General features: G+C 74.8%; 15 protein-coding genes. 12 read left to right on the top strand and 3 right to left on the bottom strand.

Annotation, left to right across the window (positions count from 1 at the left end):
* Positions 1 to 447 precede the first annotated feature (447 nt).
* The 6 genes from OP18_RS32090 (at position 448) to OP18_RS32065 (ending at position 10,098) form a co-directional block, all read left to right on the top strand.
* On the top strand, positions 448 to 4,425 hold the full coding sequence (locus tag OP18_RS32090; protein WP_211273738.1) for a Pls/PosA family non-ribosomal peptide synthetase: 3,978 nt from the start codon (positions 448 to 450) through the stop codon (positions 4,423 to 4,425).
* A 150-nt stretch (positions 4,426 to 4,575) separates the two neighbouring features.
* Positions 4,576 to 5,388 carry a dimethylarginine dimethylaminohydrolase family protein gene (locus tag OP18_RS32085; protein WP_033362845.1) on the top strand — a complete coding sequence of 271 codons (813 nt, stop codon included), beginning with the start codon at positions 4,576 to 4,578 and terminating at the stop codon, positions 5,386 to 5,388.
* Positions 5,385 to 6,128 (top strand): BPL-N domain-containing protein, encoded by a 744-nt coding sequence (locus OP18_RS32080; RefSeq protein WP_245635598.1) that lies wholly within the window; start codon positions 5,385 to 5,387, stop codon positions 6,126 to 6,128. The genes OP18_RS32085 and OP18_RS32080 overlap by 4 nt, the downstream gene beginning before the upstream one ends.
* Before the next feature lie 85 nt (positions 6,129 to 6,213).
* The gene (locus OP18_RS62010) at positions 6,214 to 7,950 is read left to right on the top strand and encodes a heparan-alpha-glucosaminide N-acetyltransferase domain-containing protein (protein ID WP_052387648.1); all 1,737 of its coding nucleotides are present in this window, start codon (positions 6,214 to 6,216) and stop codon (positions 7,948 to 7,950) included.
* Complete coding sequence (locus OP18_RS32070; RefSeq protein ID WP_033362844.1) at positions 7,947 to 8,708, top strand: hypothetical protein; 762 nt, start codon at positions 7,947 to 7,949, stop codon at positions 8,706 to 8,708. The genes OP18_RS62010 and OP18_RS32070 overlap by 4 nt, the downstream gene beginning before the upstream one ends.
* A 136-nt stretch (positions 8,709 to 8,844) precedes the next feature.
* Complete coding sequence (locus tag OP18_RS32065; protein WP_033362843.1) at positions 8,845 to 10,098, top strand: FAD-dependent oxidoreductase; 1,254 nt, start codon at positions 8,845 to 8,847, stop codon at positions 10,096 to 10,098.
* A gap of 53 nt (positions 10,099 to 10,151) precedes the next feature.
* On the opposite strand, the gene OP18_RS32060 is transcribed toward OP18_RS32065, so the two are convergent.
* From OP18_RS32060 to OP18_RS32050, 3 genes are all read right to left on the bottom strand, one after another.
* Complete coding sequence (locus OP18_RS32060) at positions 10,152 to 10,586, bottom strand: DUF6582 domain-containing protein (protein WP_033362842.1); 435 nt, start codon at positions 10,584 to 10,586, stop codon at positions 10,152 to 10,154.
* Between the two features lie 131 nt (positions 10,587 to 10,717).
* A complete protein-coding gene (locus OP18_RS32055) occupies positions 10,718 to 10,903 on the bottom strand; it encodes a hypothetical protein (RefSeq protein WP_033362841.1) in 186 nt (61 codons plus the stop codon).
* A 39-nt stretch (positions 10,904 to 10,942) separates the two neighbouring features.
* Positions 10,943 to 11,389, bottom strand: a complete 447-nt coding sequence (locus OP18_RS32050) for an Hsp20/alpha crystallin family protein (protein ID WP_033362840.1) — start codon at positions 11,387 to 11,389, stop codon at positions 10,943 to 10,945.
* Between the two features lie 128 nt (positions 11,390 to 11,517).
* Between OP18_RS32050 and OP18_RS32045 the strand changes: the two genes are divergently transcribed.
* The 6 genes from OP18_RS32045 (at position 11,518) to OP18_RS32020 (ending at position 18,145) form a co-directional block, all read left to right on the top strand.
* Positions 11,518 to 12,180, top strand: coding sequence for a hypothetical protein (locus tag OP18_RS32045; RefSeq protein ID WP_063745650.1), 663 nt, complete (start codon positions 11,518 to 11,520; stop codon positions 12,178 to 12,180).
* Between the two features lie 104 nt (positions 12,181 to 12,284).
* Positions 12,285 to 14,543 carry a catalase gene (locus OP18_RS32040; protein ID WP_033362880.1) on the top strand — a complete coding sequence of 753 codons (2,259 nt, stop codon included), beginning with the start codon at positions 12,285 to 12,287 and terminating at the stop codon, positions 14,541 to 14,543.
* A 48-nt stretch (positions 14,544 to 14,591) separates the two neighbouring features.
* The gene (locus tag OP18_RS32035) at positions 14,592 to 15,302 is read left to right on the top strand and encodes an alpha/beta fold hydrolase (RefSeq protein WP_033362839.1); all 711 of its coding nucleotides are present in this window, start codon (positions 14,592 to 14,594) and stop codon (positions 15,300 to 15,302) included.
* Positions 15,290 to 16,066, top strand: coding sequence for a hypothetical protein (locus tag OP18_RS32030; protein ID WP_052387647.1), 777 nt, complete (start codon positions 15,290 to 15,292; stop codon positions 16,064 to 16,066). The genes OP18_RS32035 and OP18_RS32030 overlap by 13 nt, the downstream gene beginning before the upstream one ends.
* 566 nt (positions 16,067 to 16,632) lie before the next feature.
* Entirely contained in the window at positions 16,633 to 17,523 is an 891-nt protein-coding gene (locus OP18_RS32025; protein WP_211273737.1) for an SDR family NAD(P)-dependent oxidoreductase, read from the top strand.
* Between the two features lie 40 nt (positions 17,524 to 17,563).
* Positions 17,564 to 18,145: a TetR/AcrR family transcriptional regulator gene (locus OP18_RS32020; RefSeq protein WP_033362838.1), complete on the top strand. Its 582-nt coding sequence runs from the start codon at positions 17,564 to 17,566 to the stop codon at positions 18,143 to 18,145.
* Positions 18,146 to 18,171 lie beyond the last annotated feature (26 nt).

Raw genomic sequence — 18,171 nt, 5'->3', positions numbered from 1 at the left:
CAACGTATCGCGACTGTCAAATGGTTTGATTCGGGCGCCCGTACCGGCGCAAACCCGTTGAGAACGGCTCGCATCGGCGGGCGTGAGGCCCCGTGTGATGCCCCGCGGCCACCGACGGTGGCGTGGCGGACGCCGAGGGTGGTGGTCGCGCGCCACGGGTGGTCTCGTGGTGAGACGTTCCGGGGTCGCCCGCGCGACGGGATGCGGAGCGGCAATCTGGTGATGCGGCACCCACCCAGGTGCCGCTGCCGCCGCTTGACCGCACCGGTCACGCGGCGGCACGGCACGCCCCGGGATCCGCCCCGGCGCGCCGCTTCGTTTATTGCTGTCGCTGGGACCGCGGCCGGATGCACACCGGCCGCGGTTGGCTCCGCCGTGCCCCGGCGACGGCCGCGACACCGGCCCGCCCCGGTGCCGCCGCAGCATCAGCAGAGATGGGGCTGACTTTTGACCCAGGCAACCACCAGGCCCGCCGTGCCGCCGTCCCGGCCGCACGGGTCGACGGCGCGGCGCCTGCACCACGTGTTCGAGGCCGCGTGCGACCGCGACCCGACCGCCGTCGCGCTGGAGTGCGACGGGACCCGCCTCACCTACCGGGAGCTCGACGAACGCGCCAACCGCCTGGCGCACCGGCTGCGCGCCCTCGGCATCCGCGGCGGCGCCCGCACGGCGATCCTGCTGCAGCGCTCCGTCGCGACGTACGTGGCCCTGCTCGCCGTCGGCAAGGCCGGCGGGGCGTTCGTGCCGATCGACCCGGAGTCGCCCGCGGACCGCGTCGCCTACATCGCCGAGGACTCCGCGGTCGCGCTGCTGCTGACCTCGGCGGAGCTCGCCGACCGTGCGGACGGGCTGCCCTGCCCGGTGCTGCGCGTCGACGACGCCGGCGCGGCGGCGGACGGCTCGCCGGCGCGGCGCCCGGACCCCGACACCGGCGGCGACCCCGTCGCGTACATCATCTACACCTCGGGCTCCAGCGGCCGGCCCAAGGGTGTCGAGGTGGCCCAGTCCAGCATCTGCAACTTCCTCGACGTCGTGCCCGGCGTGTACGACGTGCGCCCCGGCGACCGGGTCTACCAGGGCATGACGATCGCGTTCGACTTCTCGATCGAGGAGATCTGGCCCACGTGGTCCGTCGGCGCCACCCTTGTCGCCGGACCCACCGACTCGCGGCGCTTCGGCGGTGAGCTCGCCGACTTCCTCGAAACGTCCGGCATCACCGTCCTGTACTGCGTGCCGACCCTGCTCGCGACGATCCCCCGGGAGCTGCCCCGCATCCGCAACCTCCTCGTCGGTGGGGAGGCCTGCCCGGGGCAGCTCGTGGAGCGGTGGAGCAGACCGGGCCGGCGCATCCTCAACACGTACGGGCCGACCGAGGCGACGGTCACCGCGACCTGGGGCGAGCTGCTGCCGGGCCGCACCGTCACCATCGGCCGGCCGCTGCCCACGTACAGCGTCGTGCTGCTCGACGAGCAGCGCCGGCCGGTCAGCGACGGCGAGGTCGGCGAGATCTGCATCGGCGGGCCCGGCGTCGCCCGCGGCTATGTCGGCCGGCCCGAGCTGACCGCGGACCGGTTCATCGAGCATCCGCTCGCGCCGCCCGGATCCCGGCTGTACCGCACCGGCGACCTCGGCCGGCTCACCGCCGACGGCGAGATCGAGTACCTCGGCCGCGCCGACGCCGAGGTCAAGATCCGCGGGCACCGGGTCGACCTGGGCGAGATCGAGAACGTGCTGCTGGAGGACCCCGCCGTCAGCGAGGCCGTCGCCGCGCTCGTCCCGGTCGGCCCCGGCGACGACGCGCCGAAGGAACTGGCCGCGTACATCGTCTGCCCGGCACCGGACGGGTCACTCGTGCAGCGCCTGTACGAGCAGCTGCAGGAGCGGCTGCCCGGGTACATGGTGCCGGCGTACCTCGACACGGTCGATTCGCTGCCCGCGATGCCGAGCGGCAAGGTCGACCGCAAGCGGCTGCCGACCCCGGTCAACCGGCGCCCCGCCCGCGGCACGATCGTGGCCGCCGACGGCGACCTCGAGGAGCAGGTCCGCGCGGTGTGGGCCGAGGCGTTCGGGCTGGAGCCGCAGGCGCTGTCGGTCGAGGCGCACTTCTTCGACGACCTGGGCGGGCACTCGCTGCTCGCCGCGCGGGTCGTGTCGCTGCTGCGCACCCGCGGCATCGGCGCCAGCGCCGCGGTGCGCGACCTGTACAGCAACCCGACGGTGCGGGGCATGGCCCGCCGGCTCGCCGCGCCCGTCGCCGGGCCGAGCGCGCCGCGCCGCCCGGCGCCGCTGCGGCACGGCAGCCGCCGGATCGCGGCCGCCGGCGCCGGCCAGGCGCTCGTCATCTACCTGCTGGTGCTGCTGATCACGCTGCCGGTGTCCTACGTGTACACCTGGAACAACGGCCGGGTGTCCGTCGAGGTCCTCGTCCAGCTGATGATGGCGATCCTGGTGAGCTACCTCGGCGTGCGCTGGATCGTGCCGGTCCTGCTCGCCCGGCCCGTCGCGGCCGGCATCCGGCCCGGCCGGTACCGGCTGTGGGGCCCGACCTACGTGCGGCTGTGGCTGCTGGACCTGCTGCTGACGATCGGGCCGATGAACGTGCTCAGCGGCTCGCCGCTGATGGCGGGGTACCTGCGGCTGCTCGGTGCCCGCGTCGGCGCCCGGACGACCGTCGCGACCAGCTCCGTCAGCATCCCCACGATGATCGAGATCGGCGCCGACGCCACCGTCGGCTACGGCGTGTCGATGCGGCCCTGGCGGGTCGAGCACGGCTGGGTCGTCGTCGAGCCGATCACGGTCGGGCGGCACGCGTTCGTGGGCGCCAACGCCGTACTGGAGCCGGGTTCGTCGGTGCGTGCCGGGGCCGGGCTCGGCGAGCAGTCCGTGCTCGAGCAGGGCGAGACCGTGCCGGCCGGCGCGCGCTGGGCGGGCTCCCCGGCCCAGCCCGTCGCCGGGCTCGGCGCGACGGTGGAGCTGATGCTCGGCACCGGCAGCCGCGGCGCCGGCCAGGGCTGGCACCCGAAGCACCTCGCCGCCGCCGTCGCCGGCGCCGTCGGCCTGGAGCTGGGCGCCATCGCGACCGTCGTGCCCAGCGTGGTCCTCGTCTGGTGGGCGCTGCTGCGCTGGGGGCTGCTCGCCGGCCTCGCCGCCACCGTCCCGGCCGGGCCGCTGTACGTGCTGTCCACCTGCGCGGTCGTCGCCGCCGGTAAACGGCTCGTGCTGCCGCACGCCCCGGCCGGCATCCACCCGGTCCGCTCCGGCCTCGGCATCCGCAAGTGGATCACCGACAAGCTGCTGGAGTTCAGCCTGCTGTTCACCAACTCGCTGTACTCCACGCTGTACACGGTGCCGTGGCTGCGGCTGCTCGGCGCCCGCGTCGGGCGGGGCGTGGAGGTGTCCACCGCCGCCCACCTCGACCCCGACCTGCTCACCCTCGACCCGGACAGCTTCGTGGCCGACATGGCCAGCGTCGGCGCCGCCACGTTCGCCAACGGGCGGATGGCGCTGCTGCCGACCAGGGTCGGGCAACGGGCGTTCGTCGGCAACGCGGCGTTCGTGCCGGCCGGCACCACCCTCGGCGCCGGCAGCCTCGTCGGCGTGCAGACCGTGCCGCCGGACGACGACGTGCCGGACGGCACCTCGTGGCTCGGCTCGCCCGCGATGCACCTGCCGAAGCGGCAGAGCAGCGGCTCGTTCAGCGAGCAGGAGACGTTCCGCCCGCCGCGCAAGCTGGTCGCGCACCGCCTCGCCGTCGAGTTCGCCCGCGCGACCGTGCCCGCGTCCCTGCTGGGCATGAGCGTCTACCTGTACCTGTGGGTGCTGTCGGCGCTGGCCCGCGGCCGCGACCTGACGGTGCCGGCGCTGGTGTCGCCGCTGGTCGTGGTGGCGGCGTGCGCCGCGGTGATCGGGTGCTGCGCGGCGACGAAACGCAGCATCATCGGCACCTACCGGCCGCGGGTCGAGCCGCTGTGGAGCACGTTCGTGCGCCGCACCGAGTTCGTCACCGGCCTGTACGAGGCCGCGGCGATCCCCGCCGGGGTCGGCCTGCTCGTCGGCACGCCGTTCCTGCCACCGGTGCTGCGCTGGTTCGGCGCCCACATCGGCCGGCGCACCTGGATCGGCACCACCTACCTGACCGAGTTCGACCTGGTCGAGATCGGCGACGACGCCGCGGTGGGCGCCGAGGTGTCGCTGCAGACGCACCTGTTCGAGGACCGGGTGATGAAGATGTCGGTCGTCACCGTCGGCGCCGGCGCGAGCATCGGCACCCGGGCCATCGTGCTGTACGACGCCGTCGTCGGCGACGAGGTGTCGCTCGGGTCGCTGTCGCTGCTCATGAAGGGCGAACAGCTCACCCCCGGCAGCTGCTGGCGGGGCATCCCCGCGCAGGGCGTCGCCACCCTGCCGGCGATCGCCGCCGCCTGACCCCTGCTGTTTGTCCGACCCCTGCTGTCTGACCCCTCAGACGCCCGGCCCGCCCGTACCGGCGTGCCTGACGTCCGCGCGCCGTGCACTGGCTGGCGCGGCCGTTACCGCTACGCGAGATCCATCCACAGACAAGGAGCACACCGCCCGGTGAACACCGAACTGCTGGTTTCCGACGCCGCCCACTTCCGCATCGACTACGAGATCAACCCGTACATGCACACCGACGTGCAGCCCGACCCGGCCGCCGCGATCGCCGAGCACGAGGCGATCGTCGCCGCGCACCTGGCCGCCGGCCGCCGGGTCGAATACGTCGCGTCCGCCCCCGAGTGCCCGGACATGGTGTTCACCGCGAACGCCGCCGTGGTCCGCGGCGACCGGGCCGTGCTGGGCTTCCCGCCGCCGGAACGCAAGGCTGAGCTGTCCTACTTCGAGGAATGGCTGGTCGACCGCGGCTACGACGTGATCGAGGCGCCGTACCCGTTCAGCGGCCAGGGCGACGCCCTCGCCTGCGGCGACCTGCTGCTCGCCGGCTACGGGCAGCGCACCGACCAGCGCATGCACGCCATCCTGGCCGAGGAGCTCGGCTACGACGTGATCCCGCTGCGCACCGTCGGCCCGCGCTGGTACGACCTCGACCTGGCCGTGGCCGTCGTCGACGCCCCGCACACCCTCGCGTACTGCCCGCAGGCCCTCGACGAGCCCAGCCGCGGCACGCTGCGCGCGCTGGGCCTGGAGCTGATCGAGGTCGGCCTCGAGGAGGCGACCCGCCTCGCGCTGAACCTGATCAGCGACGGCCGCACCGTGACCATGACCCGCGGCGCGCCGCGGCTCGCCGCCACGCTGCGCGAGCGCGGCCTGCACGTGGTCGAGCTCGACACGACCCAGCTCGCGAAGGGCGGCGGTGGCGTGCGGTGCACCGCCCTGACCCTGGACAACCCGCCGCCGCGGGGGTCGCGGTGATCGCACCCCGGCGCGCCCGGGCGACCGGCGCGGGGCGCGTCACGGCCGCGGCGTGCCGCGCGCCGGCGGCGCCGTCCGGCGGGGCGCTGGTGGCCCTGGTGTACCGAGGGCCGGCGTCCTTACCGGGCTGCCCCGAGGCGGTGGCCCAGCTGCTGCGCGGCAGCCGCTGGGGTTTCGACGTGCGCTACGTCGGCCCGGACGAGGACACGCAGGTCTCGGCGCGGGCCCTTCCCGGTGCGGTCCTCTACGCGCAGCCCGGCGGCGGCCTGCTCTCGCACGGCTACCGGCACCTGCGCCGGCACCGTGACGAGATCCGCGACTTCGTGCACGCGGGCGGGCGGTACCTCGGCTTCTGCCTCGGCGGGTACCTCGCCGGCGCGACCCCGGGCTTCGGGCTGCTGCCGGGGGACACCGACCAGTACATCGCCTCGGCCGCCGCCACCGTCGTCGAGCCGCACGACACGCTCGTCGAGGTCGCCTGGCGGGGCCGCACCCGGACGCTGTTCTTCCAGGACGGCCCGTACTTCTGGCTGCGGCCCAACGCGGGGGCGACCGTCGTCGCCACGTACCCCAACGGCACCGTCGCCGCGCTCGTCGCCGGCTTCGGGCGGGGGTGGGTCGGTGTCGTCGGCCCCCACCCGGAGGCCACCGGCGACTGGTACGCCGACGCCGGGCTGCACGTCGACCGGCTCGGCGTCGACCTCGGCCTGGACCTGGTGGACGCGGTGATGACGTCATGACCGGCCCGCAGCGGAGCGAGGAGCTGGTCATCATGGGCGCAGTGTTTCGGTCAGGGCGGCGCCGGAGCGCAGCGGAGGTGACGGCATGACCGCGCCCGATGACCCGGTGGCGCCCACACCGCCGCCCGCCGCCGCGCCGCGCGGCCGGCCCCGCCTCATCGCCGTCGACGCCGCCCGGGGCGTCGCCCTGCTCGGCATGATCACACTGCACGCCCTGTACGAGGCCGACGCCGCCGGCAATCCGACCTGGTCGGCGACGGTGTTCAGCGGGCGCGCCGCGGCGCTGTTCGCAGTGCTCGCCGGCGTCGGCATCGCGTTCGTCACCGGCCGCCGCCGGGTCGCGGCGGGCGACCGGGCCGCCGTCGCGGCGATGATGGCGACCAGGGCCGTCGCCATCGGCGCGGTCGGGTTCCTGGTGTGCGCCGGCGACTCGGTGCTCAAGGCGGTGATCCTGCCGTACTACGCGGTGGTGTTCCTGCTGGCGATCCCGCTGGTGTACCTGAGGACCCGGACCGTCGCCGTGGTGGGCCTGCTGCTGGCGACCGGCGGCCCGGCGGCCGACTACTTCCTGCTGCCCCGGCTGCCGACACCGCAGCTGGACAACCCGTCGTTCGACCGGCTCGTCCACGACCCCGTCGGCATGCTCACCGAGCTGACGCTCACCGGCTTCTACCCGTCGCCGGCGTGGCTGGCGTACGTGTGCGCCGGCATCGTCCTCGGCCGGCAGGACCTGACCCGGCGGCGGTTCGCGGCGCTGCTGCTGGCCGGTGGCGCGGTCGTCGCCGTCTGGGCCAACGCGATCTCCAAGTTGCTGCTGTACCGCTTCGGCGGGCTGGCGGCGATCTGGAAGTCGCAGCCGGACAGCGGGCTGTCGGTGGCGGAGACGAAGGAGCTGCTCACGTTCGGCGGCGACGGCAACACGCCGTCCGACACGTGGTGGTGGCTGGCGGTCAACACCCCGCACACCAGCACCCCGGCGGACATGTTCGGCGCCGCCGGGTGCGCCGTGGCGGTGCTGGGCCTGCTGCTGCTCGCCGGGCACGTGACCCGGCGGGTGCTGGGCCCGCTGTGTACGGTCGTGCTGGTGACGCTCGCCTCGGCCGGCAGCATGACGCTGACCTTCTACGCCGCGCACATCCTGTTCATCAACTCCGATTTCGACACGTACAGCGCCACCAACGGCTGCCTCGTGCAGGTCATCGGCGCGGTCCTCATCGGTCTCGCGGTCAGGGGCACGGTCGGGCGGGGCCCGCTCGAGGCGGCGGTGTCGGCGCTGGCCAACCGGGCCCGGCGGTGGGTGTCGGCCCGTGGCGCGGCACCCGCGCCGGTGGTGGTGACCGCGGTCGCCACCGTCCCGAGCCAGGCCCCGCCGGCACCGATCTCGGCCGCGCCGGCGCCGCGGCCACCGGTCCTCGAGCCCCCGCCGGCGGCCCGGGCGCCGGTCCTGGAGGCACCACCGGCGGTCTGGCCACCGATCCCGGAGCCGCCGGTGGCGCCGGACCCGGACCCGGCACCGGCACCGGCACCGGCGTCGGCCTCGGCACCGGAGGAGTCCGCCGCAGCCGAGCCGGCCGCGGGGAAGCCGGCTCCGGCGGCTTCGGAGGCGGCTCCGGCGGCTTCGGCGGCGGCTTCGGCGGCGCCGGCCGGGCAGGCAGCGGTCTCAAGTGGTGCCGGAGCCGGGGGTTCGGTGTCCGGCGGGCCGGCGGCCGGTGGGCCCGGGCAGGGGCCCGCCGCGCGCCGGCCGCGGGATCCCGACGAGGGACGGCGCCGCATCGTCAGGCGGCGGGCGCGCCCCGGGGCCGGGCCGGGCAGCGGCCGATGAACCGGCGGCGGTTCCTGCTCGGCGCGGGCGCCGGGTTGGCCGCCGTGCTCGGCGGGGTGGCCGGCGCCGGATACGCGATGCTGTCCGGTGGCCGGCCCCTCGCCCTCGTCTACCGCGGCCAGGCCGCCTGCGCCGGCTGCTCCGAAGCGGTCGCGGCGCTGCTGCGCGGCGCCCCGGGCGGGTTCCGGACCGAGTTCTGCGGCCCGGGCGAGGACCGGCCGCTGTCCGCGGAGTCACTCGCGGACGCCACCGTGTACGCACAACCCGGCGGCGGCGACGTCCGCCAGGCGTGGCGCCGCCTGCGCGGGTACGCCGACGCCGTCCGCGGGTTCGTGCACGGCGGCGGCAACTACCTCGGGTTCTGCCTGGGCGCGTACCTCGCCGGTGCCGACTCCGGGTTCGGCCTGCTGAGCGGGGTCGGTGTCGAGGGGTACATCTACAGCGCCGAGGCGAAGATCCGCGACACGGACGACACGGTCGTCGGCGTCGACTGGCGGGGGCAGCGGCGGCACATGTACTTCCAGGACGGCGCGCTGTTCCGGCCCCGCGCCGGCGCGACGGTGACGGTCCTGGCCAGGTACGACACCGGCGGCGCCGCGGCGGTCGTCACCGGCTACGGCGCCGGGCACGTCGGGCTGGTCGGCCCGCACCCGGAGGCGGACCCGTCCTGGTACGCCGACGCCGGGCTCACCAACCCCGACGGCATCCGGTACGACCTCGGCTTCGACCTGATCGAGACCACCCTGCGCGGCGGCTGACCCGCCGCGCCCGGCATCGACCGCGCGCCGGCGGGTAGGAGCGGGGCATGACCGGCCCGCAGCGGAGCGAGGAGCTGGTCATCATGGGCGCAGTTTCGAGGTCAGGGCGGCGCCGGAGCGCAGCGGAGGTGACGTCATGACCGACCCGGACTGCGTGATCATCGGAGGTGGCCCGGCGGGGATGGTGCTCGGGCTGCTGCTGGCCCGCGCCGGCGTGCGGGTGAGCGTGCTGGAGCGGCACGGCGACTTCCTGCGCGACTTCCGCGGCGACACCGTGCACCCGTCCACCCAGCGGCTGCTGGACGAGCTCGGCCTCGGCCCCGACTTCGCGGCCCTGCCGCAGACCCGGCTGGACCGGGTCGCGTGGCCCGCCGCGGACGGCGGCAGCGTGGTGCTCGCCGACTTCGGGCGGCTCCGGGTGCCGCACCCGTACCTGGCGATGGTGCCGCAGTGGGACCTGCTGGACCTGCTCGCCTCGGCGGCGCGGCAGGAGCCGGGCTTCACGCTGCGGATGCGCACCGAGGTGACCGGCCTGCTGCGCGAGGCGGGTCGGGTGTGCGGGGTGCGGTACCGCACGCAGGACGGCACCACCGGGCAGCTGCGCGCGGCGCTGGTCGTGGCCTGCGACGGCCGCTGGTCGATCGCGCACGCCGAGGCCGGGCTGCGGCCGCGGGAGTTCCCGGTGCCGATGGACGCCTGGTGGTTCCGGCTGCCGCGGGTCGCGGGGGACGACGTCGCGCTGACCCCGCGGGCCGCCGCGGGCCGGGCCGCCGTGATCATCCCGCGCGAGGGGTACCTGCAGGTCGCGTACCTGGCCCGTAAGGGCACCGACCCGCAGCTGCGCTCGGCCGGGATCGAACGGTTCCGCCGGGAGCTGGCGGCGCTGATGCCGGACCTGGCCGGCCGGGTGGACGCGCTGCGGTCGATGGACGACGTGCGCCACCTCGACGTGCGGCTCAACCGGCTGCGCCGCTGGCACGCCGACGGCCTGTTGTGCATCGGCGACGCGGCGCACGCCATGTCACCGGTCGGCGGGGTCGGCATCAACCTCGCCGTGCAGGACGCGGTGGCCGCCGCGGCGCTGCTCGCCGGGCCGCTGCGGCGGGGCCGGCCCACGCCGGCGGACCTGGCGGCCGTCCGCGCCCGCCGGCTGCTGCCCACGGTCGCGGTGCAGGTCCTGCAGCGGCTGATGCACCGGGCGCTGATCACGCCGACGCTCGCCGGGCGGCGCATCGGCCCGCCCGCGCCGGTGCTGGCGGCGCTGCGCCGGGTGCCGTGGCTGTCGGCGGTGCCGGCGTACCTGATCGGGGTCGGGCTGCGCCCGGAGCACGCGCCCGCGTTCGCGCGCCGGGCGGCGCGGCGCACCGCGGTGCGGGCGAGCGGGGGATGACGGCGAGCGGGGCATGACGGCGTCGTCATGCCCCGCGGTCCGGCCGGTGCGTGCTACTTGCTCTGCAGTGCGCGGATGAGGTCCGCCTTGGTCATGGTGGAGCGGCCCTGGATGTTGCGGCGTTTCGCCTCGGCGTACAGGTCGTCGCGGGAGCGCTCCGAGCGGGGCTGGTTGCGCTGGGACTTCGTCGGCGTGCGCGGCTTGTCCGAGGACTTCTTCGTCGCCGTGGGCTTGCCCAGGTCCTGCCAGCGGGTCTCGGTCATCTCGACGCCGTGCCGCTTCGCGGCCCGCTTGATGCGGCGGAACGCCTCCGCCCGCTCCTCGTCGGAGGCGTCACGGACCTGATCGAACCGCGCGATCGCGTTGCGCACGTGCGAGGCGTCGTTGAGCGGTTCCTTGCGCAGCCGGGGAAACGCGAACGTGCTGTCGGACATGGCGTTGCGCTCCTCGGCGTCCAGTTCGTGCGTGCTCTGTCTGCGTGCAGCCATACCGCCGGTGTACCCAGCGCGGAGTCATCCATGCCGACGTCCGGTGGCACTGTTGCCGGCCGCCGCCCGTCGCCGGGACCGCACGCGCGAGCGGCCGGCGGCGGTGTGCCGTCGGCCGCTCGCTGCGCGGGTCACTCGTCCCGGCCGAGGTGCCGCGGGTCCGCGTCGAGGGGCGGGTCCGGACGGAGTCCGGCCGGCCAGGTCGCGCGGGTCATGCTGGTGAACTCGGCGCGGACGAGGTCGTCGTCATGGCTGACGAGGTCGGTGAACGCCTCGTCGAAGCCACGGTCCCACTCGGGGGAGAGTCCGGTGTGCATGGCAGCTCACCACCTTGTCCTGCCGTGTGGCGGGCCCGATCAGCCGTTGAGGACCTTGTGCTCCTGGTCGGCGTGGCCGCCGACGGTGATCTTGCGCGGCTTCGCCTTCTCGGCGATCGGGATCCGCAGGGCGAGCACGCCGTTGTGGTACGTCGCGTCGATGCGGTCGGTGTCCAGCGCGTCGCCGAGGAACATCTGCCGGGAGAAGACACCGAGGGGGCGCTCCGTCAGCGTCGCCTGCGCGTGCTCGCCCAGGTCGACGGGGCGCCGCTCGGCGCGCACGGTCAGCACGTTGCGCTCGATGTCGATGTCGATCGCGTCCTTATCGACGCCCGGCAGGTCGAACACGATCACGAACTCGTCGCCGTTGCGGTACGCGTCGACCGGCATGGTCGTCGGCCGGGACCACGTGCCCGTGGTCGGGGCGCCGAACAGCTGCTGGGCGAGCCGGTTGACCTCGGTGAAGGGTTCGCTGCGCATCAACATGGTGATCCACCTCCTGGGTCTCGACTGCTTGGTCAATGCGCGTTACATTCGTTGTACCACGTCGTCGTTCCGATGACAACCAAAACGTCAACGAAGTGATGACAAGTAGGAGAGGGAGGTCGCGGGGCATGACGATCAGCCCTCCGGACGGGCCGGACACGCTCATCACCGCCGTGGCAGCGGTCGCGGCGGTCGCCGAGCGCAGCGCCGCCCAGGAGGCCGCCGACGTCGACACCGCCGCCGTGCTCGAGGCCCTGGAGCTGCTGCGCTGGGTGCAGGAGCGGCTGGCGGCGACCGAGCCGCGGCTGATCGAGGCCGCCCGGCGGGCCGGCGTCAGCTGGCAGGCGCTCGCCCCGGCCCTCGGCGTGGCCAGCCGGCAGGCCGCCGAGCGCCGCTACCTGCGCTCCGTGCCCGCCGCCGGCGCGGGCGGCGGCACCCGCGAGGACCGGGTGCGCGCCGAGCGCGACCACCGCGCGGGCGTGCGGGCGGTCGCCCAGTGGGCCGCCGACAACACCGCCGACCTGCGCCGCCTCGCCGGGCAGGTGGCCGGCCTGCGGGACGCGCCGGCCGCGGCCACCGCCGACCTGGACCGGCTGCACCGGGCCCTCGCCGACCCGGACGCCGCCGCGCTGCCCGCGCTGCTCGCCGCCGCCCGCCGCCACCTCGGCCGGCATCCGGGCCTGGCCGAGCAGGTCGACGAGGTCACCGCCAGCACCGACGCCGTGCTGCGGCACACCCAGCGGCGCCGCGACGAGCAGGCCCTGGCGGCCCGCGCCGGCGAGCAGCGATGAGGCGCGGCGCCGCGTTCCGATTTGCGTGATGTGTGCGTTTGCCCTCCTGGGCGCCGGGTATCGGGTCGTACCTGCATGTTTTCCGCCGCATGGAGGTGCCGCACATGGGCAGCAAGCCCGGCAACGTCATCAAGAACGCCGTAGAAGCCGCCGCCGACAAGGTGGTCGACCTGCTGACCCCGGACATCCCCGGCAAGCCCGGGGGCGCCACCCCGACCCTCGAGGAGCCCACCGCCCCGGTCGATCCGCTGCCGCCGAAGCAGGAGCAGGGCAGCCCCGACACCCGTACCCCGACCGGCGCGAAGACCGGCCTGCCGCCGACGGCGAAGGGCCAGCAGGGCGCCTACCTCACCACGGCACAGGGCGCCCGCCTGCGCGACACGGACCACTCGCTGAAGGCCGGACCGCGGGGCCCGATCCTGTTGCAGGACCACCACTTCCGGGAGAAGATCACCCACTTCGACCACGAGCGCATCCCGGAGCGGGTCGTGCACGCCCGGGGCGCCGGCGCGCACGGCGTCTTCGAGGGGTACGGCACCGCGGAGGGCGTCACCAGGGCCGGCTTTCTCAAGAAGGGCAAGAAGACCGACGTCTTCGTGCGCTTCTCCACCGTCCTGGGCTCCCGGGGGTCCGCCGACACGGTCCGCGACACGCGGGGCTTCGCCACCAAGTTCTACACCGACGAGGGCACCTTCGACCTGGTCGGCAACAACATGCCGGTCTTCTTCATCCAGGACGGCATCAAGTTCTCCGACATCATCCACGCCGGCAAGCCGCACCCGGACCGGGAGATCCCGCAGGCGCAGAGCGCCCACGACACGTTCTGGGACTTCGTCTCCCTGCACACCGAGGCCCAGCACCACACCATGTGGAACATGTCGGACCGGGGCATCCCGCGCTCGTTCCGGATGATGGAAGGCTTCGGCGTGCACACCTTCCGCCTGGTCAACGAGGCGGGGGAGACGGTGCTGGCGAAGTTCCACTGGAAGCCCAAGCTCGGCGTGCACTCCCTGGACTGGGAGGAGGCGCAGCTGATCAGCGGCATGGACCCCGACTTCCACCGCCGCGACCTGTACGACGCGATCGAGGCCGGCGCACACCCCGAGTGGGAGCTGGGCATTCAGGTCTTCCCGGACACCCCGGACGAGACGTTCGAGGGCATCGACCTGCTGGACCCGACGAAGATCGTGCCCGAGGAGCTGGCGCCGGTGCAGCCGATCGGCCGGATGACGCTGAACCGGACCCCGACGAACTTCTTCGCCGAGGTCGAGCAGGTCGCCTACCACCTGGGCAACCTGCCGCCCGGCATCGACGTCACCAACGACCCGCTGCTGCAGGCCCGGCTGTTCTCCTACCTGGACACGCAGATCACCCGTCTCGCCGGGCCGAACTTCCCGCAGATCCCGATCAACCGGCCGCACGCCGACGTCAACGACATGCTCCGCGACGGGTTCCACCAGCACGCCGTGCACGCCGGGGTCGCGCCGTACCGGCCGAACTCCCTCGACGGCGGCAACCCCTCCGTCGCCGGCGACGCCGAACACGCCTTCCTCGACGTCCCGGTCACCGTGACCGAGGCCAGCAAGGTGCGCGCCAACCCGGTGTCGTTCGACGACCACTACAGCCAGGTCCGGCTGTTCTGGCGGAGCATGTCGGCGGTCGAGCAGGAGCACATCATCCGCGCGTACACCTTCGAGCTCGGCAAATGCTACGAGCAGGCGATCAAGGAACGGCAGCTGCAGTGCCTGGCGAACATCGACCCGGTGCTGTGCGCCCAGGTCGCGACCGGCCTCGGCCTGCCCGCGCCGCAGCCGACCGAGCCGCTCGCCGAACCCGCCCCGAGCCCCGCGCTGTCGCAGGTCGGCGCGGTATGGCCCACCGATGGCCGGATGGTCGGCATCGTCGTGGACCCCGACGGTGACCTCGACGGCATCAGCGCCCTGCGCGAGAGCGTCTTCGCCGCCGGCATGGTGCCGCTGCTGATCGCCCCGCACGGCGGGATCGTCGGCGGCCTGCCGGTGCAGCGTACGTTCGCGACCGCACGCTCGGTCGAGTTCGACGCGCTGCTGGTCGCCGGTGCGCCGGTGCCGGCCCCTGACGCGCTGCCGGCCCGCGACGCCAAGGCCGGTGCCCCCGCCGCGGCGAACATCGACCCGCGGGTGCTGCTCATGGTCGAGGAGTGCTGGCGGCACGCGAAGGCCATCGGCGGCTGGGGCGCCGGCGCGGCCGTGCTCACCGCGGCCGGGGTCGCCGGCTCACCCGGCGTCGTCGACGGCGACGCGGCCGCGGCGGTGTTCCCGCAGGTGCTGCAGCTGATGGGGGCGCACCGGGTCTGGGAGCGGTTCCCGACCGTCGTCGCCTGACGCGTCGTCCGGACGCCGCGTCCGCCGGCCCGCCGTTACGGTGGGCCGATGGACGCGGCGTTCGTGCTCGTGCACAGCCCTCTCGTCGGCCCGCTGACCTGGGCACCGGTGGCCGCGGCGCTGACCGCTTCGGGTTCCGCCGTGGCGGTGCCGTCGCTGCTCGGCGTGACCGGCGGCGACCCGCCGTTCTGGCCGTCCGTCGCCCGGCGGGTCACCGACGCCGTGACCCGCCTGCCGGGCGGCGCCCCACTCGTCGTCGTGGCGCACAGCAACGCCGGCTACTTCGTGCCGGTGATCGTCGCCGGCCTCGCCGCGTCCGCGGGTCACGCCGTGGCCGGGTGCGTGTTCGTCGACGCCGCCCTGCCCGCCCGTACCGGACCGACCCGCGTCGTCGCGCCCGCCCTGCTGGACCGGCTGCGCCCCCGCGCCGTCGACGGCCGGCTGCCGCCGTGGATCGACTGGTGGGACGAGGATCCGTCGCCGCTGTTCCCCGACGAGCCGACCCGCCGCGCCGTGTGCGCCGAGCTGCCCCGCCTGCCGCTCACGTACTACGACCAGCGGGTCCCCGTGCCGTCCGGCTGGGACACGGCGCCGTGCGCGTACCTGCGGTTCAGCGACCACTACACCCCGGCCGCGCGGGACGCCCGCGAGCGCGGCTGGGCCGTCACCCACCTGCCCGGCCTGCACCTGCACCAGCTGGTCGACCCGGCCGCGGTCGCCGCGTACCTGCGCACCACGGCCGCCCGGTGGACACCGTGACGATGTTCTGGATCGGGGGCACCCCGGGCTCCGGCAAGTCGACGATCGCCCGCCGGCTCGCCCGCGAACTGGACCTCCCGCTGCACCCGGTCGACGCCTACACCTACGACCACCTGGAACGCCTCGGCCCCCTCGGGCCACCGCTCGGCGACGTGCTCGCCCTGGGCCCGGTGGCCGCGGCGGACGAGTTCGAGCGCACGTCCGCCCTCAGACTCCCCACCGTGCTGGACGATGTCCGGGCGGCCCAGGTTGCGGGGGTGCCGACCCTGGTCGAGGGGCCGCAACTGCACCCGCGGGCGGCCGCGACGTGGTCGCCCGCCGGCGCGATCTGGCTGGTCACCACCGCCGAGTGGACGCGCGCGGCCAGACTGCGCCGGCTCGCGGCGGGGGAGGATGCCGCCGCCCAGCGGGTCGAGGCCCTGGTCGAGCGCGATCTGGTGATCGACGCACGCCTGCGGTCAGCGGCCCTGGCCGCCGATGGTCGCGTCGTCGAAGTGCCGACCGACGTCGACTGGGATCAGGTCCTGGCGGCGGTGCGCGCGGCCGTCAGCACCGCCACGGCGCCGTTCGCGCGGCTACGACCGGGGCGGGAGCTGTCGTCACGCCGCCGTCATGAGAACGACGTCATCCACCGCCAGATCGCGGCGCACGAACGGCACACCGGCGCGACCCTCCCGGCGTTCCCGTACGCCTGCCTGTGCGGGCGCAGCGGATGCACCGACACGACCCCTGCCACGTCGGCCGAGTACCGGGCGCGCCACTGACGGGGCCCGCCGGCGGGGTCGGTCCGGCGGGACCGGGCGGTGGTCGCGGGTGGCTGTACAGATAACGGCCGACGCCGTGCTGGTCGACGGTCCACGTGCCGTCGTCGTGCCGGTGCCAGGCCACCGCGCTGCGCTGCCCGTCGACGCGGTGCAGCCAGTCCCGGGTGCGCGGCCACCACGGCGTGACGGGTGCCGGCGGGCCGAAGTCGATCGGCAGCTCGGCCCAGCGCGGCGCGTCGGGGTGCCATCGCGCCCGGTCGTCCCACCCCAGCTCCAGGGTCCCGGCCGCGTCCGGGGTGCGCATGCCCAGCTTGATCATGCTGAAGCCGGCGCCGATGTCGAGCCCGAGGGCGTAGCCACCGCCCACCGGGAACTCCGCGACGATCGGCGACCCGTGCCGTTCCTCGTCGTCCTCTGGGTCGTCGTGAGGGTCGTTGTCAGGTCGTTGTCGGTGCTGTCTCGAAGCAGCAGGCATGACCAGCGCCACAGTCGCGGAGCGGATAGCGCATCCGATTTACTGCTACGGTCACCTCAAGTGGATGGACTATCCGATTTGAGGAGTGACTGTGCGACAGCATGCGATCGTCACGGCGGGGACCGGTGGCATCGGGTTGGAGACGGCGGTCGGGCTGGCGGCGCACGGCTTCGCCGTCACGGTCGTCGGCCGCGACGGCGGCCGGGGTGCCCGGGCGGTCGAGCGGATCGCGGCGACGGCACCGGCGCATCCGGCCCGCTTCCTGCCGGCCGACCTGTCCTCGCTCGACGAGGTCCGTGCGCTCGCCGCGCGGGTCGCCGCCGAGCACGCCGGCTCGGGGGAGCCGCTGAAGGTGCTGGTCAACAACGTCGGCGCGATGTTCGCCGAACGCCGGGACGTCGGGGGCGTCGAGGCGTCGTTCGTGGTCAACCACCTCTCGCCGTACCTGCTCACCGAGCTGCTCCTGCCGACCCTGTCCGCCGGCGCGCCGAGCCGGATCGTGAACGTCACCTCGGGCGCGGTCGGGGTGGCCAGGCGGGTGTTCGACGCGGTCGAGCCGCCCGGTGGCTACTACGGCTTCCACTGGTACGGCCGGGCCAAGCTCGCGAACCTCGTCTACACCCTCGATCTGGCCGCGCGGCTGGACGGGTCGGGCGTGTCGGTCTTCGCCGCCGACCCCGGTGGCGCGGCCACCGACATGACCACCGGCACGATGGACGACCCGCGCATCGTCTCACCGGGCCTGCGCCTGCTGTGGCCGCTGGTCCGGCGCAGGTTCGCCCGGTCGACCGCCGGGCCGGCGTCCGTGGCCGCCGTGCCGTCGATCGTCGCCGGCACCGCGGCCGCGCTGGAGGGCCGCACCGGCGTCGTGATCGGCGCGGCGGGGGAGCCGGTGCCACCGTTCAAGCCCGCGACGCGGCCCGGCGTCGTCGCGGCCGTGCGCCGACTGAGCGAGCGGCACGCGCCGCTGACGGCGGCGTAGCGGCCGGCCCTCGGGCAGGCGGTCGAAATATGCTGATCACATGACCAGGCCGCCGCTGCGCAAGGACGCCGCCCGCAACTGGGACCGCATCGTCGCCGTGGCCCGCGAACTGGTCGACGAGCACACCCCGCTGCAGCTCAACGACGTCGCCCGCCGCGCCGGCCTCGGCGTCGGCACCGTCTACCGGCACTTCCCCACGCCGGAGGCGCTGCTGGAGACCGTCGCCCTGCCGTGCCTGGAGACGCTCGCCGGGCACGGCGAGGCGGCGCTGCGCGACACCGACCCCTGGCGGGCGTTGACCGGCTTCCTGCTGCACACGGTGCAGGCCCAGGTCACCGACCCGTCCCTGGCCACGGTCTCGGCCGCCGCCAGTGACGCCCTGCCGCGCACCACGCAGCTCAAGGAGTCGCTGCGCTCGGCCGGCACCACCCTGCTGGCCCGAGCCCACGCCGCCGGGGTGGTGCGCACCGACCTGACCGCCCCCGACCTGGTGCCGCTGATGTGCGGGATCGCCTACGCCGCCGAGGTTCACTGCGAGACCCCGGCCGAGCGGTCCGCCACCGCCCGCCGGTACCTCCTCACGCTGCTGGAAGGCCTGCGGACCCCACCACCGGCCGCCTAGGTCGTCACCTGCTCGGGTGGCGGACG

Origin of the sequence: Dactylosporangium aurantiacum (assembly GCF_000716715.1) — a bacterium.
In the GTDB taxonomy this organism is placed as follows: domain Bacteria; phylum Actinomycetota; class Actinomycetes; order Mycobacteriales; family Micromonosporaceae; genus Dactylosporangium; species Dactylosporangium aurantiacum.
Note: the sequence above shows the minus strand (reverse complement) of the source record. Positions and strands in the feature narration are given on the sequence as shown.